Here is a 20,668-nt window from a genome sequence, read left to right as displayed (position 1 = left end):
GTCTGACAAGTCCACCATACCGATTCTTTGAAAAGGCTGTCAAGCCCGAAAAGAAATCGCTCCGGGCCAATGAAAATTATCCAGAGAAAGCTCAGCCGACTTCGGCGCTATCAAAGGCATTTTTGCCTCTCTTTTCTCCAAACCGCACACTTTCGGCGCTATCAAAGGCATTTTTGCCTCTCTTTCCTCCAAATCGCACACTTTCGGCGCTATCAAAGGCATTTTTGCCTCTCTTTTCTCCAAATCGCACACTTTCGGCGCTATCAAAGGCATTTTTGCCTCTCTTTCCTCCAAACCGCACACTTTCGGCGCTATCAAGGGCATTTTTACCTCTCTTTTCTCCAAATCGCACACTTTCGGCGCTATCAAAGGCATTTTTGCCTCTCCCGATGCCGCAACTGGTTAAGAATACTCGGTTAGTAATATTACTTTTTGTTTCGGTTAATCACCAATTCGGTTATAGAATGAAAAGTTTAAATTAACAAAAGGGGTGAGGAACGATGGACCATAGAAAAAGATCACGCCTGATGCAGCAGTTTATTTTTGTCGGGCCAACTTCCTTGTTTTTCTTTATTATTGTGCTGATTCCTTTCTTTTTGGGACTCTATTATTCATTTACCAGCTGGAACGGAATCTCGCGGCATGTCGAGTGGACCGGACTACGGAACTATCTACATATTTTCACCAAGGATCCTTCCTTTCTTAATTCATTCTGGTTCACGGCGAAGTTCACTTTCTTCGGTCTAGTGCTGACCAATCTGCTTGGCTTCGCACTCGCTTATGTGTTGACGCGCAAACTGTTCACACGTAATGTCCTGAGAACTGTATTTTTTGTACCGCATGTGATTGGCGGACTTTTGCTCGGGTTTATTTGGCAGTTTATTTTTGTCAGAGGATTCTCCTCTATCGGGCAGGCCACCGGCTGGTCCTTCTTTAATCTTCCCTGGCTAGGCACCGGAGGAACAGCATTCTGGGCGATTGTTATCGTATTTGTCTGGCAAAATGCGGGATATCTGATGGTGATCTACATCTCTGCTATCAACAATGTTCCCCAAAGCCTAATTGAAGCGTCCAAAGTGGATGGAGCCGGACGTTTTCAGGCCTTGCGCCATGTCACTCTTCCACTGGTCATGCCTGCTGTAACTGTCTGTCTATTTCTATCTATCTCCTGGTCCTTTAAGCTGTTTGACCTCAACCTGTCGCTGACCAAAGGTGGACCCTTTAAAGCTACCGAATCTGTAGCCTTGAATATTTACAATGAAGCCTATACCATCAGCCGGTTCGGAATGGGCTCGGCTAAAGCGATGGTTTTCTTCGTCATCGTGGCCGTGATCTCCCTACTACAGGTTAGAGCAACCAAGAAAAGAGAGGTGGAGCTGTAATGGAGACTACCGCCAAGAAATTTAATGTCCCCCTGCTTCTCATCGAAGTGATTGTAATCCTGCTGGGACTTCTATTTTTAGTGCCCTTTTACTTTTTGCTGGCTAATTCAGTGAAAAGCTATAGTGAAATACTTTCTGACTCTGCTGCGCTGCCTTCAGCACTCCAGTGGAGCAACTACGCGGAAGCTTGGAAAGCTACCAATTTCCCTCGCGCCTTCCTGAACTCTTTTATCATCACGGTGATTAGTAATGTTCTGCTAGCGTTCCTCTGCTCTATGTGCGCTTACAAAATGGTCCGCAACAACAGCTTGTATAACCGTGTGCTCTATATTGCATTAGTAGCCGCCATGGTTATTCCATTTCAATCTATCATGATCCCGCTGGTGCAGGTCGTCAGCGGTTTGGGCGTCATGGATTCAACCGCCGGTTTGATTTTAGCATATCTTGGGTTTGGGGCCCCGATGACTGTTTTTCTATTCCACGGCTTCGTTAAATCGGTACCTCTCGATATCGAGGAGGCTTCAAGAGTGGATGGCAGCAGTCCTTATGGTACCTTTTTCCGGATTGTTCTTCCGCTTATGCAGCCGATTATCGTCACCGTCATCATACTGAACACCCTGTGGATCTGGAATGATTACTTGATGCCATCGCTTATTCTGCAGGATCCGGTGCTTCGCACCATTCCTATCGCCACTTATAGCTTTTTCGGACAATATACGAAGCAGTGGGATTTGGCGCTTCCAGGACTTGTACTCGGGATTACGCCGGTGGTCATCTTTTTCCTAGTGATGCAAAAATATATTATTGAAGGCATTGCCCAGGGCTCCGTGAAGGGCTAATGATACATGTTGCTTTCAGCCAGAGAGGATGAATGAATATGAGAACAAAACGTGGAATTCTCCTCGCATGCTCCCTGCTGCTGGCTGCCCTGACAGCCGGTTGCGGACGCAGCAGCGACAATGCAGATGGAGTCAAAACCGTACACATCTACCAGTTCAAGGTTGAAATATCTGAAGCGCTGGCTTCGCTCAAGACCGAATTCGAGAAAGAACATCCCGATATTAAGCTTGAGGTACAAAGCGTGGGTGGCGGGACTGATTATGGCGCCTCGCTGCGTGCCAAATTCTCTTCCGGAGATGAACCGGATATCTTTACCATCGGCGGCAACAATGAACGTGATATGTGGCTGGAATATCTGGAGGATCTGAGCGGCGAAGCTTGGGCCAAGGATGTAAAGCCACTCGCAGCAGAACAAATGACTATAGATGGCAAGCTGTATGGGATGCCGATGAATCTGGAAGGATACGGCTTTATCTATAATAAGGATCTATTTAAAAAAGCCGGAATCACTGAGAAGCCATTGACGCTAACCGCTCTACGCGAAGCCTCCGAGAAGTTAAAAGCGGCAGGCATCACACCTTTTGCGAATGGTTATCAAGAATGGTTCGTGCTTGGCAATCATAATGTAAACGTGCCTTTCGCCCAGCAGCCTGATCCAGAGGCATTCATCGCCGGACTTACAGACGGTTCCAAAACCTTCGCCGGAGACCCTATTTTCTCCAAGTGGATCGATCTACTTGACCTTACTGTTGAGTACGGCAATAAGAACCCGCTCTCAACCGACTATAATACACAAGTCACTATGCTAGCGAGCGGCGAAGCTGCGATGATGCAGCAGGGTAACTGGACACAAGGGCAGATCGACGGCATCGATCCCAATCTAAACCTTGGCATCCTGCCCATGCCCATTGACGACACTCCCGAAGACAACGACAAGCTTTATGTAGGCGTACCCAGCAATTGGGTTATCAATAAAAACTCTCCCGTTAAGGAGGAGGCCAAGGTCTTCCTGAATTGGCTCGTCACCTCCGAGACCGGAAAAAAATATATCACTAAGGAATTCCAATTCATCCCTGCGCTCGACAACATTAAGGGAACCGAACAAGATCTTGGAGCACTAGGTGCTGAGGTGCTGGCTTATACCGATAAAGATCAAGCGCTGACTTGGAACTGGACCCGCCTGCCGAACGGGATGCCACAGGAATTATCCAGCAGCATTCAAGGGTATCTCGGCGGCAAGCTGACCAAAGAAAGGATGTTGAAGGAATTCCAAATCAACTGGGATAATCTCAGTGTGCAGTGATTTACCTGCTCTAGATACGACAAACAGCCGCGCAACGATGCGTGGCTGTTTGCGCGTGTTCATTTAATTCCTCTCCGTTCATGAGTCGGAACCCGTTGCTAGTTCGCACGCAGCATGCTAATTTGTCTGGCAAGATACACAGGCGTATAGGGCATGTCATCTCGGAGCCAAGAAATAACCGTGCCAATTAGAGCTGCTGAACCGTACCAAACGGCAATGTCCTTTTGTATCGGTACCTTTGAATGATCAACGGCCCCATCCTTTTTCTTCTGGTGTGCAGAAATGATTTCCGCCATCAAATTAAACAGGCGATCTGTAAAAATCGGGCTTCGCTTCGATGTGAGTATGACTTTGTAGAATTTTGCATTTTCCGCAATATGCTTAAGCAGACTCTCTAATATTCTCAGATTCTCTTCATCAACCGATTCATCATGGTTGCCATCGTTGTTCACCACTTGTAGAATGTCCTCCACCATCTCATCCGCCATCTTTTCTAACATATCCGGGAGATCCCGGTAGTGCAGATAAAAAGTAACACGATTGATTTTAGCCCGCTCTGCAATACGGTTTACTGATATTTTCTCAATATCCATTTCCTCAAGCAATTCAATTACAGCATCTCTAAGCAATTGGCGCGTCCGAAGTACCCGGGGATCTGTACGTTGCGTTGTGTTATTCATCTTCTACTCTCCAATCTTTTACTTTCATATTGTAAGCTACATATTTTAAATAATTGTTGTTTTTTAAAAAGAAAAAACTACATTTTCACAAAGAATGTAAACTACTTTACATTTTTTCGCAAATTGTTGCTTGATTACATGAAAATTTCATTTATAATCTAATTCATGCATTGTAAACTATACAACACACTGTAAATTTAGTCCATGATCGACGAGTTGAAAGGATGGAGTGGAGTGAGTACAAAGAGAGAAGTAACAAGCAGTTCCGTGAAAAAGGGCCCCATCTTATTCATTATGATTTTGGGCGCCTTTCTTGCGACACTGAATCAAACGGTAATGAGCGTTGCCGTTCCGGAGTTAATGCATGATTTTAATATCTCGGCGGCTACAGCTCAGTGGCTGACAACGGGGTATATGCTCGTTAATGGTGTTCTAATTCCAATTACAGCTTATCTAATGCAACGGTTTACGACGCGGGAGCTTTTTCAAGCTTCTATGTTTATATTTTTGGCTGGAACGATCGTATCGGCCGTCGCGACAAACTTCCCTGTTCTGTTGACCGGGCGTATGATTCAGGCAGCTGGTGCCGGGATTATTATGCCACTGCTCACGAATGTCATCTTGACCCTGTTCCCTCCTGAAAAGAGAGGGGCTGCCATGGGGATGGTAGGGTTAGCCATCATTTTCGCACCTGCGATTGGACCTACTCTGGCTGGATATATTTTGGAACATTATTCTTGGGAGACAATGTTTTATGGCATGATTCCTTTGACCGTCATTGTAATCATATGCGGATTTATTTATTTAAAAAATATATCGGAACGCATCTTTCCCAAGTTGGACATTGTTAGCGTAACTCTTTCTACCATCGGTTTTGGAACCTTGCTGTATGGCTTCAGCCGCGCTGCCAGTGCGGGTTGGTCGAGCGCAGAAGTGTTATTGTCTTTAGCAGCAGGTGTGCTTTCCCTTGGCTTGTTTACTTGGAGACAGTTGGCTTCCCAAAATCCACTGCTTGATCTCCGGGCCTTTAAATACAATATGTTCTCCTTAACAACTGTCATCAGTATCGCAGTTACAATCGTGATGTATGCGGATATGATGCTGCTACCTTTGTACCTGCAGAATGCCCGCGGTTTTACAGCGATGGAGTCCGGCTTGTTGCTGCTTCCCGGTGCACTCGTAATGGGATTGTTGATGCCGGTAACCGGAAAGCTGTTCGACAGGTTTGGGGCAAAATGGCTCGCTATAATCGGTCTACTGATTACAATTGCAACGACTCTAAGCTTTGTAAATTTAACAGACTCAACCAGCTACATGTATCTGGTATACATGTCAACAGGCCGCCGGATCGGGATGGCTTTGCTCCTCATGCCTATACAAACTCTGGGTCTAAATCAACTCCCCGCCAAGCTTAGTGCGCATGGTACAGCGATTTCGAATACCATTCGACAAGTAGCTGGCGCCGTTGGGACTTCCCTGCTCGTCACCGTAATGACAAGCCGTACTACAACGCATATGAAGGATATGCTGGCCTCTGGCAGTACACAGAACGGAACACAGGAACATATGATTATGGAAGCATCCATTCAAGGGATCAATGATTCCTATCTAGTGATTGTGGGAATTGGTATCCTCGGTCTGCTGCTATCTTTCTTTATTAAACGTGTTGGGCAAGCGCCTGACCCTGAGCAAGAACCCAAGGTGAAGCTCAAAAAAATCATTGCCAAAGAAGCTTGATATAAAAGTTATCAGCACTGTGTAAGCCTCATAAAAAAAGAGATCAACGATGAATAACATCGTTGATCTCTTTTTCTGCTAACTTGCATAACTATTTCAGTTTAAAATAGATGGATCTTTTGTCGGACTCAAGCTTACTATCGTTTCTATAAAGAATAAGGGTGTTCTCCTTGCCTTTGATTATTGGCAGAACAACTTTACCCGAAGCTTCAAAAGAACCCGGTTTACTTGGGGTGACTTCAGGAAAATCAGCCAACAGCTTTTCGATATTTTCTCCGAGAGATCCCTCAAAATAATCACTAGAGCCACCAATATAGTATTGTCCACTGGATGTTTCTACCCCCCAAATGGTAGGTGTAAAACTTGAAAGGAACTTCCGCCCTTGGTCCTCACTACCTTTTACAAGAGTGGCGTTTTTCACCTTAAGCGTTACATCAAGCAGGACATAATCTACAGCTACATCGGGATCAGTGACATGTTCCTCAAACCCAAGAGCATGTAATTGTCCGAGAGTAGTCGACGTAACCTTATTGATAGTGAAAGTATATTGAGCAGATGTTGAATCACCCTTAGGGCTATAATTGTTATCAAGGTCCGTATAAGTAAAAGAAGTACCCAACTTCACTGCATCTGCAAACGAAGCGCCGCTGTTACTGGAAGTCGTAGCGGAAGATGATGCAGCAGGCTTTGGTGTTGCTTGCGGAGTGGGCTCGGTTGCAGGCGGAGTAGATACGGTTGCCGGCTTCGCAGTAGCTTGTGCAACAGTATTGTCCTTATCCGGGACAACGGATGTAGATGTTCCGCCGTTCGCCGATGTGATCACAACAGCTTGACGACTGTTATCCCATTTCACGGTTGCCCCCAGTGCTTCAGATACAGCCTTGGCGGATACATAGCTATGTCCCTCATAGATAATTGGGTACATTGTTCCTTCACTACTTGACAGGTTCACTTTCTGATTATCCACTTCAATGCTGATGGCCGCATTCTGATATGCAGAAATCTTCTTCAATGTCGTGTCTGCATAAGCGACTGCACCCACAGCCAACAGCATTGAGCTAACTGTAATAATTGACATGACTTTTTTGCTTGTTACCTTTAGCATCTTACACTCTTCTTTCATGTTTATGTATATGAATCTCGAAAATTATATCACTTTATATCGAATTTTGTAAATATTGGAATGATAGGATATTAGTTCTTTATTTGTGAATACTTAAAAAAGACACATTTCCATTGCCCAACGCCACATTTCACTATTAATCTCCTAAATAGCATGAATACTATAAATCTTTATACTCAAATCAAAAAGCAGCCCTGGGGGCTGCCTTGATCAAATGTATTAGTAAGTCTCTTAGAATCATTCTACGCCGAAGCTTCAATGATCTGTCCTGCCAAAGCAATCAAATCCTCCTTGGTCAGATGTCCACCGGTTTCCCGAATAATATAATTGACACGGGTCTTTGGATTCATCCATGCAACTGACTTGTACTCCATCTTATCAATAGGTGTGTATACCACCTCTTGGCCACTCACTTTTAGCTTCTGCGACTGTGCATTTGCTGGTTCGGATTCAACAGTCGTATCCTTAGGTCCTGCAGGTTCGGCAGCGATGGCAAGAACTCCTCTTTTACCATTTTTCTCTGTGGTCATATTATAGATGATGTTGATAGCCGTACGCTTCTCCTGCAATTTCTTTACATAGATTTTCTTATCGGACGCCTTACCCTCGGCGATCACTTGATAGTATATCTTATCCTGTTCTTTTTTCGTCATATATGGAGAAACAATTGCCCTGAAAAAATTGTAGCCTTCCGGAGGCTCTTGCAATTGCAGTGGTATGGAGGTATTGCCGGCAGCATACCTTTCCACATATTCATTATACGTATTAAACGAAAGGGAATAATATGCACCCGCAGTGGGTGATCCCTTAGCATAGGCTTGATATTCCTTGTCATTAATATACACATATCTGATTTCTCCAGGTTTAAGCTCTTCACTTAATGCTTTCTGCTGCAGATCTTTGAGATTTTTGAATTTTTTTTGTTCCTGATCTGTTTTCGCTTTGGCAGCTTCATCGATGCCCTGAGCTATATATTTGACTTCCGCCTTAATGGCGGTTTCTTCCACAGACTGAGCAACAGACTTCTCGGCGTAAGCTTCTCCTTTGAAGCCATAACCTAAACCCAACATTAGGGTCATACTGGTCATGGCAATGAGTGTTTTTCTATTATTCATTAAAATACCTCACCTTCCTGTATATGTAGTACTCTTACATAACACTTACGTTACCGGATTTGTGACATCAAATTTCTATACTTATTTCATCATGTCGGCAGCAATTCGGATAACCTCCTCTTTGGTTAAAGCAGAAGACTCCGGTGCAGCAGTCATATCGTATACTACATTTTGTTCTGGATCCGTCCAGACAAGTCTGTATCTATACCCCAACTTTATTTCAATGTTTGTAGTTTCCGTATAGATCAGTTGGGTTCCGTTAACAAGAATATTCTCTACGTTTGTAGTGTTAGTCCTTAATAAGCTTTCCACCGTTCCGGTCTTTGCCTTGATGTGTTTGGCATTAATTCTTACCATACTCTCTCCTTTTTTGTATCTCATCGACGAATATTCATAATTAATTCTGGCCGTAGGTTCTTTTTTCCACATAACCCGGTAACCGCCTTCCAGCTTTATACCATCAGTCAGGGCAAGCAGTTCATTCTCGTTGACCTCAAAATCAGGTTGTATCCATGCTTGATCAAAAACATACCCTTCTGGCAAATACTCCGGGCGTGGCAAATATGGCGCCTTATACTCCTCTGCTTTGGCTAAATAACTAGAATAATCATTAAATAGCATCGCAGGAATAACTCTGCCAAGCTGAGGACGTTCATCTCCAGCACCTTCCTTTTTTAACACGTAAGAAGCGCCCTCTCCCGGTAGTAATAATTTCTCTACAACTCTATATGCCTCTAAATTTTTTTCACTCAGCAGCTCTTCTTCTTTGGTCGCCACTCTCTGAGGAATTTTTACCTTTGAGGGAACTAACGGATTCTTAGATACTTCAATCGTCCCCCCTTCCTTCGTTGCAAGAAGCGGCTCGTATGGCAGCACTTCATATTGAAATTTGGCAGCTTGCCAGGGACTCTCCTTAAACAAGGAATAGCTGCCTCCTACCAAGACAACCAGGATCAGCACCGCTGCCCATCTCCTTACAGGCCTGCTCCACATGCGCTTACGGCATCGTTTGGCATAGATTGCTGGCTCCATTCGATGCATAATATCTGGGATGTCCCCCTCCTGCTGGTGAGGTACAGGCTTAACAGCAAGGCGACCATTACCTAGCCCGATGGCTTGCATTACAGAATCATGAACATCAACCAGCGGAAGTTTGGCAGAATTATCCCCCTCCTTCAGAAACAACTCTTCGGAAGTCAATTCGTCCTTGCGCATAGTTGTTTCTCCTTTCTTTCAATGACTTCTCTGAGCTTGCACCTTGTCCGCTCGTACCGTTTCCTAACTGTGACCGTACTTTTACCCAGAATTTCACCAATTTCTGCAAATGATTTATCTTCAAAAATGCGTAAAATCAACAGATTACGTTCCTCCACGCTAAGCTTTGCCAGGGCAGAGGCCACGGATTCACTGAACAACTGATTTTCCACCATTTGTTCAGCGCTTTTAGTGGTTACATCCTGTCTGAGTAATTTTCGCAGCTGATTTTGAAATTTCTTCCGGCGCAATTGATTCAGGCAATGATTATAGGAAACCCTGTAGAGCCATGAGTTAAAACTCACCTGAGACTCAAAATGGCCGATGTTCTGGTAAGCCTTAATAAATATGTCCTGAACCGCATCCTCGGCTTCTTCCTTATTGTTTAACAAGCGAAAGCAGTAGAGATAGATCCGTTGTTGGTAGAGTCTGATAATATCTGAAAAAAGGTAGACTTCCCCCGCTTGTACCCGCTTTATCTTTTCTTCAATAGAGTCCACGACTTTCTCCTTTCTACTATCAGTACAGTTATAACACTTGAGCGGTCTGTTTCGTGACATTTTTTTCCGTTTCAGCTCCAACTCAACGGAACATACACAAAAAAATCGCTGCTCCTCTCCGCAGGGAGGTGAGCAGCGATGCTTAAAACAGAAGAACGCAAGGGATGGATATACACGTATTTCCGCTCTTTAAACTACATATGACCATGAGTCAATTCAGACTTCTCTTCTCTGCTGCAGGGACTACTACTTCCAGATACGGTACAGAATGACTACCGCTTCAGCACGGGTAAGGTTATCGTTCGGCGCAATTCTATTATTCTTTCCGTTTACGACTCCGGATTGGATCAACAATGATGCACTGTCTTTTGCGTAGCTGGAAATGCTTGCTTCATCAAGATAAGCAGCAGCTACAACGCCGCTCGCCTTAACTTGCTTACCGGTTGCCGCCAGCGCTCGTGCTGTCAGCACCATCATATCTTGTCTGGAGATATTGCTATTGGGTCTAAACGTATCATCTTTAAAACCTGTAGCAATTCCCAATTCCTTCGCGATGACCAGTTCATCATAATAGTAGTCTGTCTTTTGGACATCGTTGAACATTATTGCACTTTTGCCCGTTCCCTTCAGTTCAAGCGCTCTTACGAGGAGAGTAATGAAATCCGCTCGTTTGATTGAATCTGCAGGTGAAAAGCTGTTCGTGGACGTTCCTTTGATGATATCGCGAGCCGCCATAACGTCTATAGCTTGTTTGGCCCAAGAAAGATTCTGCAGATCTCCGAAGTTTTTCTTTACGAAGGTTACTGCATAAGTGCTGAAGTGGGTTGTTTGAAAGACAACCGTTTGGGTTGCAGCATCATATCGACTGCTCGGAACCGGCAGTACGTTGCCTTTGCCATCGATGTACCAAACGACTATAAGCTCTGGATGGCTTAGCTCCTCCGCTGTCGGCACGTAAGGAATGGCTACCGTTACAGGTGCTTTAGGGTTATTCCAAGGAATAACTTTGTCACCTGCTACTACGCTTAGACCGATAATTGGACGGTTGCCAATCATATTGCGGGTAGCTGCTTCCAAGCTGTCCGTGGTGACTTTACTTATTCGTATAGATACTTGCTCAGCATTGTCTGTTACGTTAGACAGCATATTGCTTGGAATTTGAATTGTGGCATTTTCCGTCTTAAGCCATAGTTCAAAGTTTTCTTTCCCCGTTAGGCTTTGGGTCGGTAATTGTATATCATACCCTTTCCCGTCCGTTTGCTTTGGCACTTCAATGATAATTTGTTTCTTGCCGTTTGCCGCTACAGTAGCCTGCTCAAGCGCTTTTTTCATGTTGTCGCTGGAGATGGTACCTATAGCACGCCCGTTGTCGGACTTTACCTCCAGTTTAATCGTAACAACACCATCTTTGTTTGTAATGGCTCCAGGCTGTGGAGTTGATACTACATTACCCGAGTTACTGCTACCCGTTGGTGCATTTGTTGGTGCTGGCGTCGCTGTTGGAACAGATGTCGGGGTTGCCGATGGTTCCGTTGGGTTTGTTGGATCGGTTGGATCGGTTGGATCGGTTGGATCGGTTGGGCTCGTTGGTGTCGGTGTCGGTGCTGTTGTCGGCGTTGGAGTGGGTTCCGGACCCGTAGATTTACCCTTTAGAGTAAGCACACCATAAACGGATGTGTCCATATACCCAGTTCCACTCGTATCATTCCAAGCCGCGACACTTTGACGTGAGCCCTCTTTAGCATCGTTGATCTGTACATCAAAACCAAGCTTTTTATCGTTGTCCGGAGTGATCCCTTGAAGTGGAATCTTCACTTCAACCGTATAGTTTGTTCCGGAAATCTGGGTTGCCGATTCAAAACCGGCTGCGATACTTGCAGGATTAAATGAAGTCTCGTTGTCAAAATTGATTCTGTACTGGCCGTCATCATCTTGATAGAACGTCGTTTTCCCATTATTTTGGTCCACGAAGATTTCGACCGAATCCTGTTCATGTGCATTCACACTGCTCTTATCAAGCTGTGTATCACTCACCTGGATCAGGACATATAAATTGTGATCATCCCAGAGTGCTTTTGCCACTCCACTCGCTCCTTGCCAAGCGGTTTGATACCGATTGACCGGAATCTCAGCGGTCTGGCTCCAGATCTCGTCAACTGTTCCGTCTATAACAGGTGCAGCAAATTTAGCAGTAGATTGATTAGCTTCTACTGATTCAGGCTCATGCTCTTCAATGAAGGTATCAGGATCGATAACGCCATAGTAAGCTGGCTTGGCTTGCAGATTTTTATCGAATAACAACGGATTGGATGAAGCTCTCCAGCTTGTGTTATCATCCATTCCCCAGAAGGTAACACGTTTGATAGAATCAGCGTGATCCCTGAAGATATTTAACAACTGCGCATGTAGATAACCCTGCGCATTAGCAAGCTTTTCAGAGAGCTGATAGTTGGTTCCGGCCTGAATGTCCAGCTCAGTTATGCTTACTTCGACACCCAAGGAAATGAACTTTTCCAAGGAAAGCTTCACATTCTCTGGGTTCGTATTAATGCTGTAGTGCCCCTGCATGCCAACACCGTCGATAAGCAATTTGCCAGGGTGAGTCAGCGCGTACCTATCATTGATTTCTTTGACCATACTGTAGATGGCTTGCGCTTTATTCTGATTATCTTCGTTATAATCGTTGTAATAGAGCTTAATATCCCAATCTGGATGCGCGTCCAATACTTCTCTTGCCGCCAGGAAGGCTTGCTCTACGTAATCTGCTCCAATGGCACTTTTCCATGGGGCGGATCGCAGCGCTGTTTTCCAATCTGTTGGGTTGGATGGATTATCGCTCATCGCCTCGTTTACAACATCCCAAGAGATCACCTTGTCACCAAAATGCTCCATAACGGTTTGGATATGGGTCTGCAAATTCACAAGAGCTTCATCCCGTCCCAAGGGGATTGTGTTGTTAGCTGCGTCTGTTGTTGTATTCAGCCATGCAGGCGATTGTTGATGCCATACCAACACATGTCCATGCATCTGCATGCCCTCAGCCAGTACTTTATCTACAATTGTATCTGCCGCGGTAAACGTGAAGTTGTCCTTTGTAGGCTGCAACGCGTCCGGCTTCATGGCATTACCTGCCGTAGCAACATTATGATGCATTTTCAAAAGCTCAAGTCTGACACCTTCCAGATCCTCAGCGGTTATCGCATTTCCGATCAGAAAATCATTCTGATAAGCATCCTTAATCGGTATAAGATCTTTTTCGATATCTACCGGGCCAGAGCCTACCTTTTCAAAATTAATATCATCAATATAAAAGGAGGCCGTGCTATTACTGGAGCTTTCCACATAAATGGTCAAATACTCACTGCTTACATTGTTATAACGGTAGGATCCCTCAAACTGAATCCAGCCATCGCTTGCACTGATGGTTTTAGGTGCGAGCTGCACATAATTGGCGCTGCTGCCATTGCCAACCTGCGTGGACAGCTGGAGCTGCGAGCTTGCAGGCTGGATCAGCTTGACCCATAACGAAATTTTATATTCGTAGCCTTTGTCCACATACTTCTCCACACGTAATGTCGGCCCATGCCATGTACTGGTTCTTCCCTCAACCTTCAAAGCGTATGAACCATCATCCGTATGATTCGCTTCATTAGTAACCGTAAGCGTTTCTGTACCTGCCCTGCCTTCAAAACCACCTGCCGTTTGATCCTCAAAAGTAACAGTGGTAAAAGGTAAAGCTGGGTCTCTAGGTGTTTCTGGTGTTGGAGTTGGCTCTACGGTAGCCACCTTTTCTGTGACCAATACATCCCCAATGTAGAACGGAACCGTTTTCCCGTCATCATTGGATTGAACGCGCAGTGTCGTATCTTTGTCCGTATCCACGGTAAATTCTTTCGTCAATATGACCGCTTGGCCTGCTTCATAATTCGCATTTGCCAAAAGAGCATAGCTGCCTATCGCTTGAAGATAAGCTTGGGCACCGCTGGGTACAATCACATCAGTGTCTACATACACGGATGCAGTTACCGTGTAGGTTTTGCCGTTCTCTAGGCCCATGTCGCTGAATTTAAAATCAGCCGCGTCCCAGTTATTCGCTCTATTGCTTACATATAAAGCTGCCCCGTCAGCATTGCCCGCAAAAACCTTTCCGGTGACAGGGGTTAGGTTAGCGCTGCCTGATTGTGAGGCTAAACCTTTGCCACTCACAAAAGTTTCGTGATAGATTTCTTTATCCGTTTCCGTCACTGCTTTTTTTGCTGTAATGAGAAGCTCCCCAATGTAGAACGGAACCGTTTTCCCGTCATCGTTGGATTGAACGCGCAGTGTCGTATCTTTGTCCGTATCCACGGTAAATTCTTTCGTCAAGGTGATTGCTTTGCCTGCTTCATAATTCACATTTGCCAAAAGGGCGTAGCTGCCTATCGCTTGAAGATAAGCTTGGGCACCGCTAGGTATAGCCACATTAGCATCCACATAAACGGTTGTAGTCACCGTGTAGGTTTTGCCGTTCTCTAGGCCCATATCGCTGAATTTAAAATCAGCCGCGTCCCAGTTATTCGCTCTGTTGCTTACATATAAAGCTGCGCCGTCAGTATTGCCGGTAAAAACTTTATCATTCACAGGTGTAAGGCTAGCACTGCCTGCTTGAGCTGCAATCCCCTTGCCACTCGCAAAAGTTTCATGATATACCGTTACCCTATCTGATGATACTGTCGTATCCTGCGCCGCAGCTTCAGTAACCGGAGCGATCCAGCTTGTCGGAATAAGCAAGGCAGCTGCGAGTAAGATCGAGATTACTTGTTTAAGCATTCTACTCATTTAATGCAATCCTCCTCTAGTGATTTTCATAAAAATCAGTTAATGACCTACCTTATTAGCACCAGCCCTATATTCCCACGCTAATTTCCTTACCTGCTAAATCCTTAATTTCAACAGTGGTACAATCATCCCGAAGAGCAGTAGAACATCATCACAAATGAATCTTTTTACTTACAGATCCCCTCCTTTTAATGTAAACGCTTTCATGTCTACTCACACTATTTTACAGCCTCGCTGCTACGCACTACTACGCTAATATTAAAGGTGTTACCCCCCATAATTATAGGAAAACATAGGTATGATTAAAGATTCTACAAATTTAACCCAAAAAGAAAACCCCACTTACGGACCGTTGAAAGTAACGGAAGGTAACGGGGAATTGGTTTGTTATTTGTTCTGCCGCATAATTAAATGGTCTGTTTGGATAACGCTCCAAAATATTCTACAACTACCTCCCGAAATTCCAAAGCAGCCTGCGAAATGTACCGGCTCCTGTGCCACAATAAAGCTATCTCCCTTTCCAATTCGTGATTCTCTACTTGGAGGTATTGGATATCTTCCCGTGAATTGCGTGCCGTGCTTGGTATGAAAGCTAAACCAATTTCAGCTTCCACAAGAGTGCTAAGCCTTGCGGGTTCATCTCCCTCATACACATATTTAGGCACAAATCCAACTGATTTGCATACAGAGTCTATTAAATCGCGAGTACCATAGCCACTCTTTACCCCAACAAACCACTCATCCCTTAGCTCTATCAAAGTTACGCTGCTTCGATTGGCCAGCCGATGCCCCTTTGGAACAGCCACAAGAATTGGATCGATAAAGACGATTTGACATTCGATGTCATCCCCTTTTATTGGAGGTGAGGATAAGCAATAATCAACTTCTCCTCTATTAAGAAGTGTAACCATTTCCTGCGTGGTTAGCATTTGCACATGGTATTGAATATCAGGCCGCTTTTTCCGAAACTCTCGCAGGATATTGGGTAATGTGCTTGCGGTCGTCACCGCTAATTCGAGTGTGCCATGTTCAGGACTGGATAAATCGCTAAGCTCCTGTTTTCCCTGCTCCAATTCAAACAATGCCCTTTCAGCTCGGCGAAGGAACCGGCTTCCGGACTCATTCAGTCGCAGCTTTCTTCCTACCCGATCGAATAAAGGTACCCCCAGATCCTCCTCCAAACGCTGAATCGTTTTGCTTAGTGAAGATTGAGTAACGTGTAGATTTCGTGCAGCTTCAGTCATATGTTCCAACCGAGCTACCGCGAGAAAATATTGCAGTTGCAAAAGTTCCAATTCGCACCTCCGTTCATTCCCTCAAGTCAATGAGATCATAACATAAAATGCGTTGGAATGAATAATCGATTTCAAGTACGATGACATTAATAAGCTTTAGGGGGATTTAAAATGAGTGTTCGCAACAGGTGGTTAATGATTTCAGTAGGTCTGGGGATTTTATTGAACCCTTTAAATTCTTCGATGGTGTCTGTGGCTATTCCAAGGCTGCAAAATGTATTCCAGCTTGACTATACAGGTGTTTCCTGGATTATTTTTTCTTTTTACATTGCAAGTAGCATCGCTCAACCTGTCATGGGAAAGGCCAGCGATTTATTCGGCCGGAGGAAAATATTTCTTACCGGGCTTGTCGTATCCTTCATTGCAGGTTTATTAGCTCCTTTCTCCCCAAACTTTGGCTGTCTCATCGTGTTCCGTATTGTGCAAGCCATTGGAACTAGCATGATGGTTGCCGTTGGAATGGCCATTGTGCGGATTCATATTACGGAGAAACAAGCGACCGCACTATCTGTTTTATCCATCTTCCTATCCTGCGCGGCAGCAATTGGTCCCTTTATTGGCGGGGTTATTATTCACTGGTGGGACTGGCCAGCTATCTTTTTCGTCAATATTCCATTCGTGGTCGCTAGCTTTCTATTATCTTGGAGGCATATCCCCAAGGACGAACCGTCAACAACCGTTACCCGGGGAATGTCCCTGCGCAAATGGTTTGATTTGATTGATGCGTCAGGAATCCTGCTCTTCACTGTGGGGCTGATTGCCGTGCTCCTTGGATTGCTTTCAGCAAAATCATCCGGACATATCTCATTAATACATGTCATTACCTTGCTAACAGGACTCGTTCTGCTAGGAGTATTCGTCCGGCATGAGCTAACAGCGGCATCACCCTTTATTCCTTTACGTACATTTGCTAAATACCCGGCAATGACTTGGGTTAATGTTGAATTCATGCTCGTTAATGTACTTTTTTACTCACTCTTTTTCGGGATCCCATCCTACTTGCAAATGGTACGTCATGTCAGTGAATTCCAAACAGGAATTCTCATGCTAACGCTGGGATTATGCTCACTGATTACTGCTCCAATAGCAGGACGCTGGATCGATAGATCAGGACCCCGGCCAGCATTGCTAGTATCCGGGGTCCTGATGACATTGGGATCAGTGTGGCTTGTGACCTTAAATCAGACTTCACCAGTTATCAGTGTATGTGTGGCTTTAGCTGCATTCGGTATTAGCAACGGATTGAACAATGTCGGCCTGCAAGCAGCCTTGTTCCAAAGTTCTCCAAAAGAAATAATCGGTGTAGCCTCCGGATTATTTAATACATCGAGATACCTGGGAACCATTCTCTCTTCATTGTTAATAGGTATCATAATGGGAGGTAAGTTTAGCTTCGAGGGATTTCAAGTCCTTGGGGTTATCCTCACGGTAATTGCATTGTCTTTGGTATTCATGAGTCGGAAGCACCGGGAGTCAGGGCAATTGCAGGAATCGGCTAATTCGGGCGCTAACAAATAGGAAAGTGCAGACAAATAAGACCTGTCATCAGACGGGTCTTGTTTTGTTATTTTAATGCGTAGCCTCAGCTCTTTATGAGTTTTATTTAACTCTTCAAGGTGGGGATAAACTCGATTCATAAATAGGATAATAAATAAAGCGCCCATAGTAAACTTGTGCTCGGTGAGCCAAAAACATAATGAAGAAACCAGATTTACATATATTTTTCCGTCCAATTTCAAGCTCAAAAGACACATTTATAATGTAAAAACAGTTTCGGCAGCTCGATATTTTGAAACTTGTCCCGGCTTGAACCGTAATTTTTAAGAACAAAGACACAGCACAGCAGAGAGGAGCTATCATTAGTGGAATATTACCGCAACAATGTAGCCGACAGTTTACAGGATGTTCAGAGTTCAGCTAACGGGCTTACTTCGGCAGAAGTCGACAAACGTCTGAAAGACTATGGTTTTAACGAATTAAAAGGAAAGAAAAAAGATCCTGTTTGGAAGCTTTTTCTTGAAAACTTCAAAGACCCTATGGTAGTCGTACTGCTTATAGCGGCCATTGTCCAGATTGTTATGGGACAAGTTATGGAGTCGCTTATTATATTCCTCGTGTTGATTCTCAATGCAGTTATAAGTGTCATCCAGACCCGTAAAGCGGAGAGTTCACTTGATGCCTTGCAGCAGATGTCAGCACCCGAGGCCAAAGTGCTGCGTGATGGAGAATTAAAAACCGTCCCGGCAAGGGAACTTGTACGCGGTGATATCGTATGGCTGGAAGCCGGCGATTTCGTACCCGCCGATGGCCGGATTATAGAATCGGAAAGCTTAAAAATAAATGAGGGTATGCTAACCGGAGAATCCGAAGCTGTGGAAAAGCATACGAATATCATCGCGAAAGAATCTCCGCTTGGAGACCGGCGTAATATGGCGTTCAGCGGTTCACTAGTTGTATATGGCCGCGGAACCCTGGTAGTAACGGGAACTGCACTCACTACCGAGATCGGAAAAATTGCTGAACTCATTGAAAGCGCCGAAGCCAAGCAAACGCCGCTGCAGCGCAAGCTCGAAACATTCAGCAAGCAGCTGGGGGTAGCAATTATACTCCTGTCCATTGTAATCTTTGCCATCCAGGCCGGACGTGTTTGGTTGTCGAATGATACTGTGGATACAACAGAAGCTATCCTGAATGCGTTAATGTTTGCAGTCGCTGTGGCGGTTGCTGCGATTCCCGAAGCTCTTTCCTCAATAGTAACCATTGTCCTATCCGTAGGTACTAATAAGATGGCTAAGCAACATGCGATTATTCGTAAGCTGCCCGCTGTCGAAGCCCTTGGGTCAACCAGTGTCATCTGTACAGATAAAACCGGTACCCTCACCCAGAATAAAATGACTGTTGTAGATTACTTTTTGCCAGAAGGGGACCGTGATCAATTCAATCAAGCGCCTGAAGAATGGTCTGAAGAAGCCCGGCGGCTCCTGCATATTGCTGTGCTCTGCAACGACTCTAACATTAATGAGGATGGTAAAGAGCTGGGTGATCCTACAGAGGTAGCGCTTATTGCCTTCAGCAACAGCAAGAATAAAGATTATAAGGAAATACGCGATAATTTCCCGCGCGAAGCCGAGCTACCTTTTGACTCGGATCGCAAGCTGATGACGACCTTGCATACTTTTAACGGGCAAAAAGCAATGATTACTAAAGGCGGGCCCGATGTGCTCTTTGGTCTATGCTCGCATGTACTGTTAAGTGGAAAAGAAGTGCCGATGACACCAGAAGTTCTTGAACGCTTCTTCGAAGCCAATGAGGAGTTCTCCAGCAGAGCACTACGTGTACTTGCCTATGCCTACAAAACCGTACCAAATACGGTTACTGAAGTAGGATTAGAGGATGAACAAAATCTGGTGCTCGTAGGTTTGACAGCTATGATTGATCCACCTCGGGATGCTGTCTACGGCGCGATCGCAGAGTCTCAGAAGGCTGGCATCCGAACCATCATGATTACCGGTGATCATAAGACAACCGCACAAGCGATCGGCCGCGATATCGGTCTGATGACTGAAAATGAAATTGCCGTAACCGGCCAAGAACTCGATGCCATGTCTGACGAGGAACTTGATCAAAAACTCGAACAGATTGGTGTGTACGCCCGTGTCTCCCCGGAGAACAAGATCAGAATTGTCCGCGCGTGGCAGCGGAAAGGCAAAATAACAGCCATGACCGGTGATGGTGTAAATGACGCGCCTGCTTTGAAACAAGCAGATATCGGAGTTGCCATGGGCAGTGGAACCGATGTTGCCAAAGATGCGGCTGCCATGATTTTGACCGATGATAATTTTGTATCTATTGTCAATGCTGTATCTGTGGGCAGAACGGTATTTGACAATATCAAAAAAGCGATCGCCTATTTGTTCTCAGGTAACCTGGGTGCAATTATCGCCATCCTCTTTGCCCTTATTTTCAACTGGATTAATCCTTTCACAGCGATTCAGCTTCTATTCATCAATCTGGCGAATGATTCTCTGCCCGCCATTGCTCTTGGGATGGAAAAACCTGAACCTAATGTGATGAACAGAAAACCAAGAGAGCTCAAGGAAGGAATATTCGCAGGAGGAATGATGCAGGCCATTGTCACTCGTGGTCTACTCATAGGTATAGCTGTAATCATATCCCTGTATATCGGACTTCAGGATTCGCCTGATATGGGCGTAGCTATGGCATTCACAACCCTGATCTTGTCTCGTACGTTGCAGACCTTTGCCGCCCGTTCGAACAGTCAAACTGCTATTGAAGCTGGGCTTTTCAGCAACAAATACGTCATCGGAGCCGTTCTGGTCTGCTTTGCCTTTTACGGCATTGCAGTTCTGCCAGGGGTTAGAGAAATCTTCTCGATTCCGGCTTCATTTGGAATGTCAGAGTGGCTGGTTGCAGCAGGCTTAGCCCTCGGCTCCCTCATCCTAATGGAAATAACGAAGGTTGTTCGAAGAGCTTTTACACCCAAGTCTGTTGAACAGAATCCTGTAAATTCCTGAGTAAGCTATAATCGACCGAAAAGACAAAACAGCGATTCTCCAATGATGGAGTATCGCTGTTTTTCTGACATCTAGAGTTAAACCTA

14 protein-coding genes are annotated in these 20,668 nt (G+C 45.0%); 6 read left to right on the top strand and 8 right to left on the bottom strand.

The features are described 5' to 3' along the window. Positions 1-39: 39 nt before the first annotated feature. Positions 40-375 (bottom strand): hypothetical protein, encoded by a 336-nt coding sequence (locus tag MHH46_RS07570; RefSeq protein ID WP_076193452.1) that lies wholly within the window; start codon positions 373-375, stop codon positions 40-42. A gap of 125 nt (positions 376-500) precedes the next feature. Between MHH46_RS07570 and MHH46_RS07565 the strand changes: the two genes are divergently transcribed. From MHH46_RS07565 to MHH46_RS07555, 3 genes are read left to right on the top strand one after another with little or no spacing between them, the layout of a single operon-like run. Further along, complete coding sequence (locus tag MHH46_RS07565) at positions 501-1,382, top strand: carbohydrate ABC transporter permease (RefSeq protein WP_076125253.1); 882 nt, start codon at positions 501-503, stop codon at positions 1,380-1,382. Further along, the gene (locus tag MHH46_RS07560; protein ID WP_076141188.1) at positions 1,382-2,221 is read left to right on the top strand and encodes a carbohydrate ABC transporter permease; all 840 of its coding nucleotides are present in this window, start codon (positions 1,382-1,384) and stop codon (positions 2,219-2,221) included. Before MHH46_RS07565 ends, MHH46_RS07560 begins: the two co-directional genes overlap by 1 nt. A 32-nt stretch (positions 2,222-2,253) precedes the next feature. Then, a complete protein-coding gene (locus MHH46_RS07555) occupies positions 2,254-3,525 on the top strand; it encodes an ABC transporter substrate-binding protein (protein ID WP_143762767.1) in 1,272 nt (423 codons plus the stop codon). A 98-nt stretch (positions 3,526-3,623) separates the two neighbouring features. On the opposite strand, the gene MHH46_RS07550 is transcribed toward MHH46_RS07555, so the two are convergent. Next, a complete protein-coding gene (locus MHH46_RS07550; protein WP_076193456.1) occupies positions 3,624-4,205 on the bottom strand; it encodes a TetR/AcrR family transcriptional regulator in 582 nt (193 codons plus the stop codon). A gap of 294 nt (positions 4,206-4,499) precedes the next feature. Between MHH46_RS07550 and MHH46_RS07545 the strand changes: the two genes are divergently transcribed. After that, positions 4,500-5,942 carry a DHA2 family efflux MFS transporter permease subunit gene (locus MHH46_RS07545; RefSeq protein WP_248547961.1) on the top strand — a complete coding sequence of 481 codons (1,443 nt, stop codon included), beginning with the start codon at positions 4,500-4,502 and terminating at the stop codon, positions 5,940-5,942. Between the two features lie 91 nt (positions 5,943-6,033). Here MHH46_RS07545 and MHH46_RS07540 read toward each other — a convergent pair whose 3' ends face one another. The 6 genes from MHH46_RS07540 to MHH46_RS07515 form a co-directional block, all read right to left on the bottom strand. After that, positions 6,034-7,047, bottom strand: a complete 1,014-nt coding sequence (locus tag MHH46_RS07540) for a stalk domain-containing protein (RefSeq protein ID WP_076125261.1) — start codon at positions 7,045-7,047, stop codon at positions 6,034-6,036. A 260-nt stretch (positions 7,048-7,307) separates the two neighbouring features. Continuing rightward, a complete protein-coding gene (locus MHH46_RS07535; RefSeq protein ID WP_076193460.1) occupies positions 7,308-8,180 on the bottom strand; it encodes a hypothetical protein in 873 nt (290 codons plus the stop codon). A gap of 81 nt (positions 8,181-8,261) precedes the next feature. After that, entirely contained in the window at positions 8,262-9,395 is a 1,134-nt protein-coding gene (locus tag MHH46_RS07530) for a DUF4367 domain-containing protein (protein ID WP_076193462.1), read from the bottom strand. After that, positions 9,377-9,934, bottom strand: a complete 558-nt coding sequence (locus tag MHH46_RS07525; protein WP_076193465.1) for an RNA polymerase sigma factor — start codon at positions 9,932-9,934, stop codon at positions 9,377-9,379. The genes MHH46_RS07530 and MHH46_RS07525 overlap by 19 nt, the downstream gene beginning before the upstream one ends. A gap of 246 nt (positions 9,935-10,180) precedes the next feature. Next, positions 10,181-14,752, bottom strand: coding sequence for an endo-1,4-beta-xylanase (locus MHH46_RS07520; RefSeq protein WP_076193467.1), 4,572 nt, complete (start codon positions 14,750-14,752; stop codon positions 10,181-10,183). A gap of 407 nt (positions 14,753-15,159) precedes the next feature. Then, positions 15,160-16,047, bottom strand: coding sequence for a LysR family transcriptional regulator (locus MHH46_RS07515; protein ID WP_076125263.1), 888 nt, complete (start codon positions 16,045-16,047; stop codon positions 15,160-15,162). A 111-nt stretch (positions 16,048-16,158) separates the two neighbouring features. Between MHH46_RS07515 and MHH46_RS07510 the strand changes: the two genes are divergently transcribed. Then, on the top strand, positions 16,159-17,565 hold the full coding sequence (locus MHH46_RS07510; protein ID WP_076193469.1) for an MFS transporter: 1,407 nt from the start codon (positions 16,159-16,161) through the stop codon (positions 17,563-17,565). Between the two features lie 344 nt (positions 17,566-17,909). Continuing rightward, positions 17,910-20,582, top strand: a complete 2,673-nt coding sequence (locus MHH46_RS07505; RefSeq protein ID WP_076193472.1) for a cation-translocating P-type ATPase — start codon at positions 17,910-17,912, stop codon at positions 20,580-20,582. The last annotated feature ends 86 nt before the right edge of the window (positions 20,583-20,668 follow it).

Origin of the sequence: Paenibacillus sp. FSL H8-0175 (assembly GCF_045040615.1) — a bacterium.
Taxonomy (GTDB): Bacteria; Bacillota; Bacilli; order Paenibacillales; family Paenibacillaceae; genus Paenibacillus_AQ; species Paenibacillus_AQ odorifer.
The sequence above is the reverse complement of the archived record's forward strand: the minus strand, read 5'-3'. Positions and strand labels throughout refer to the sequence as shown.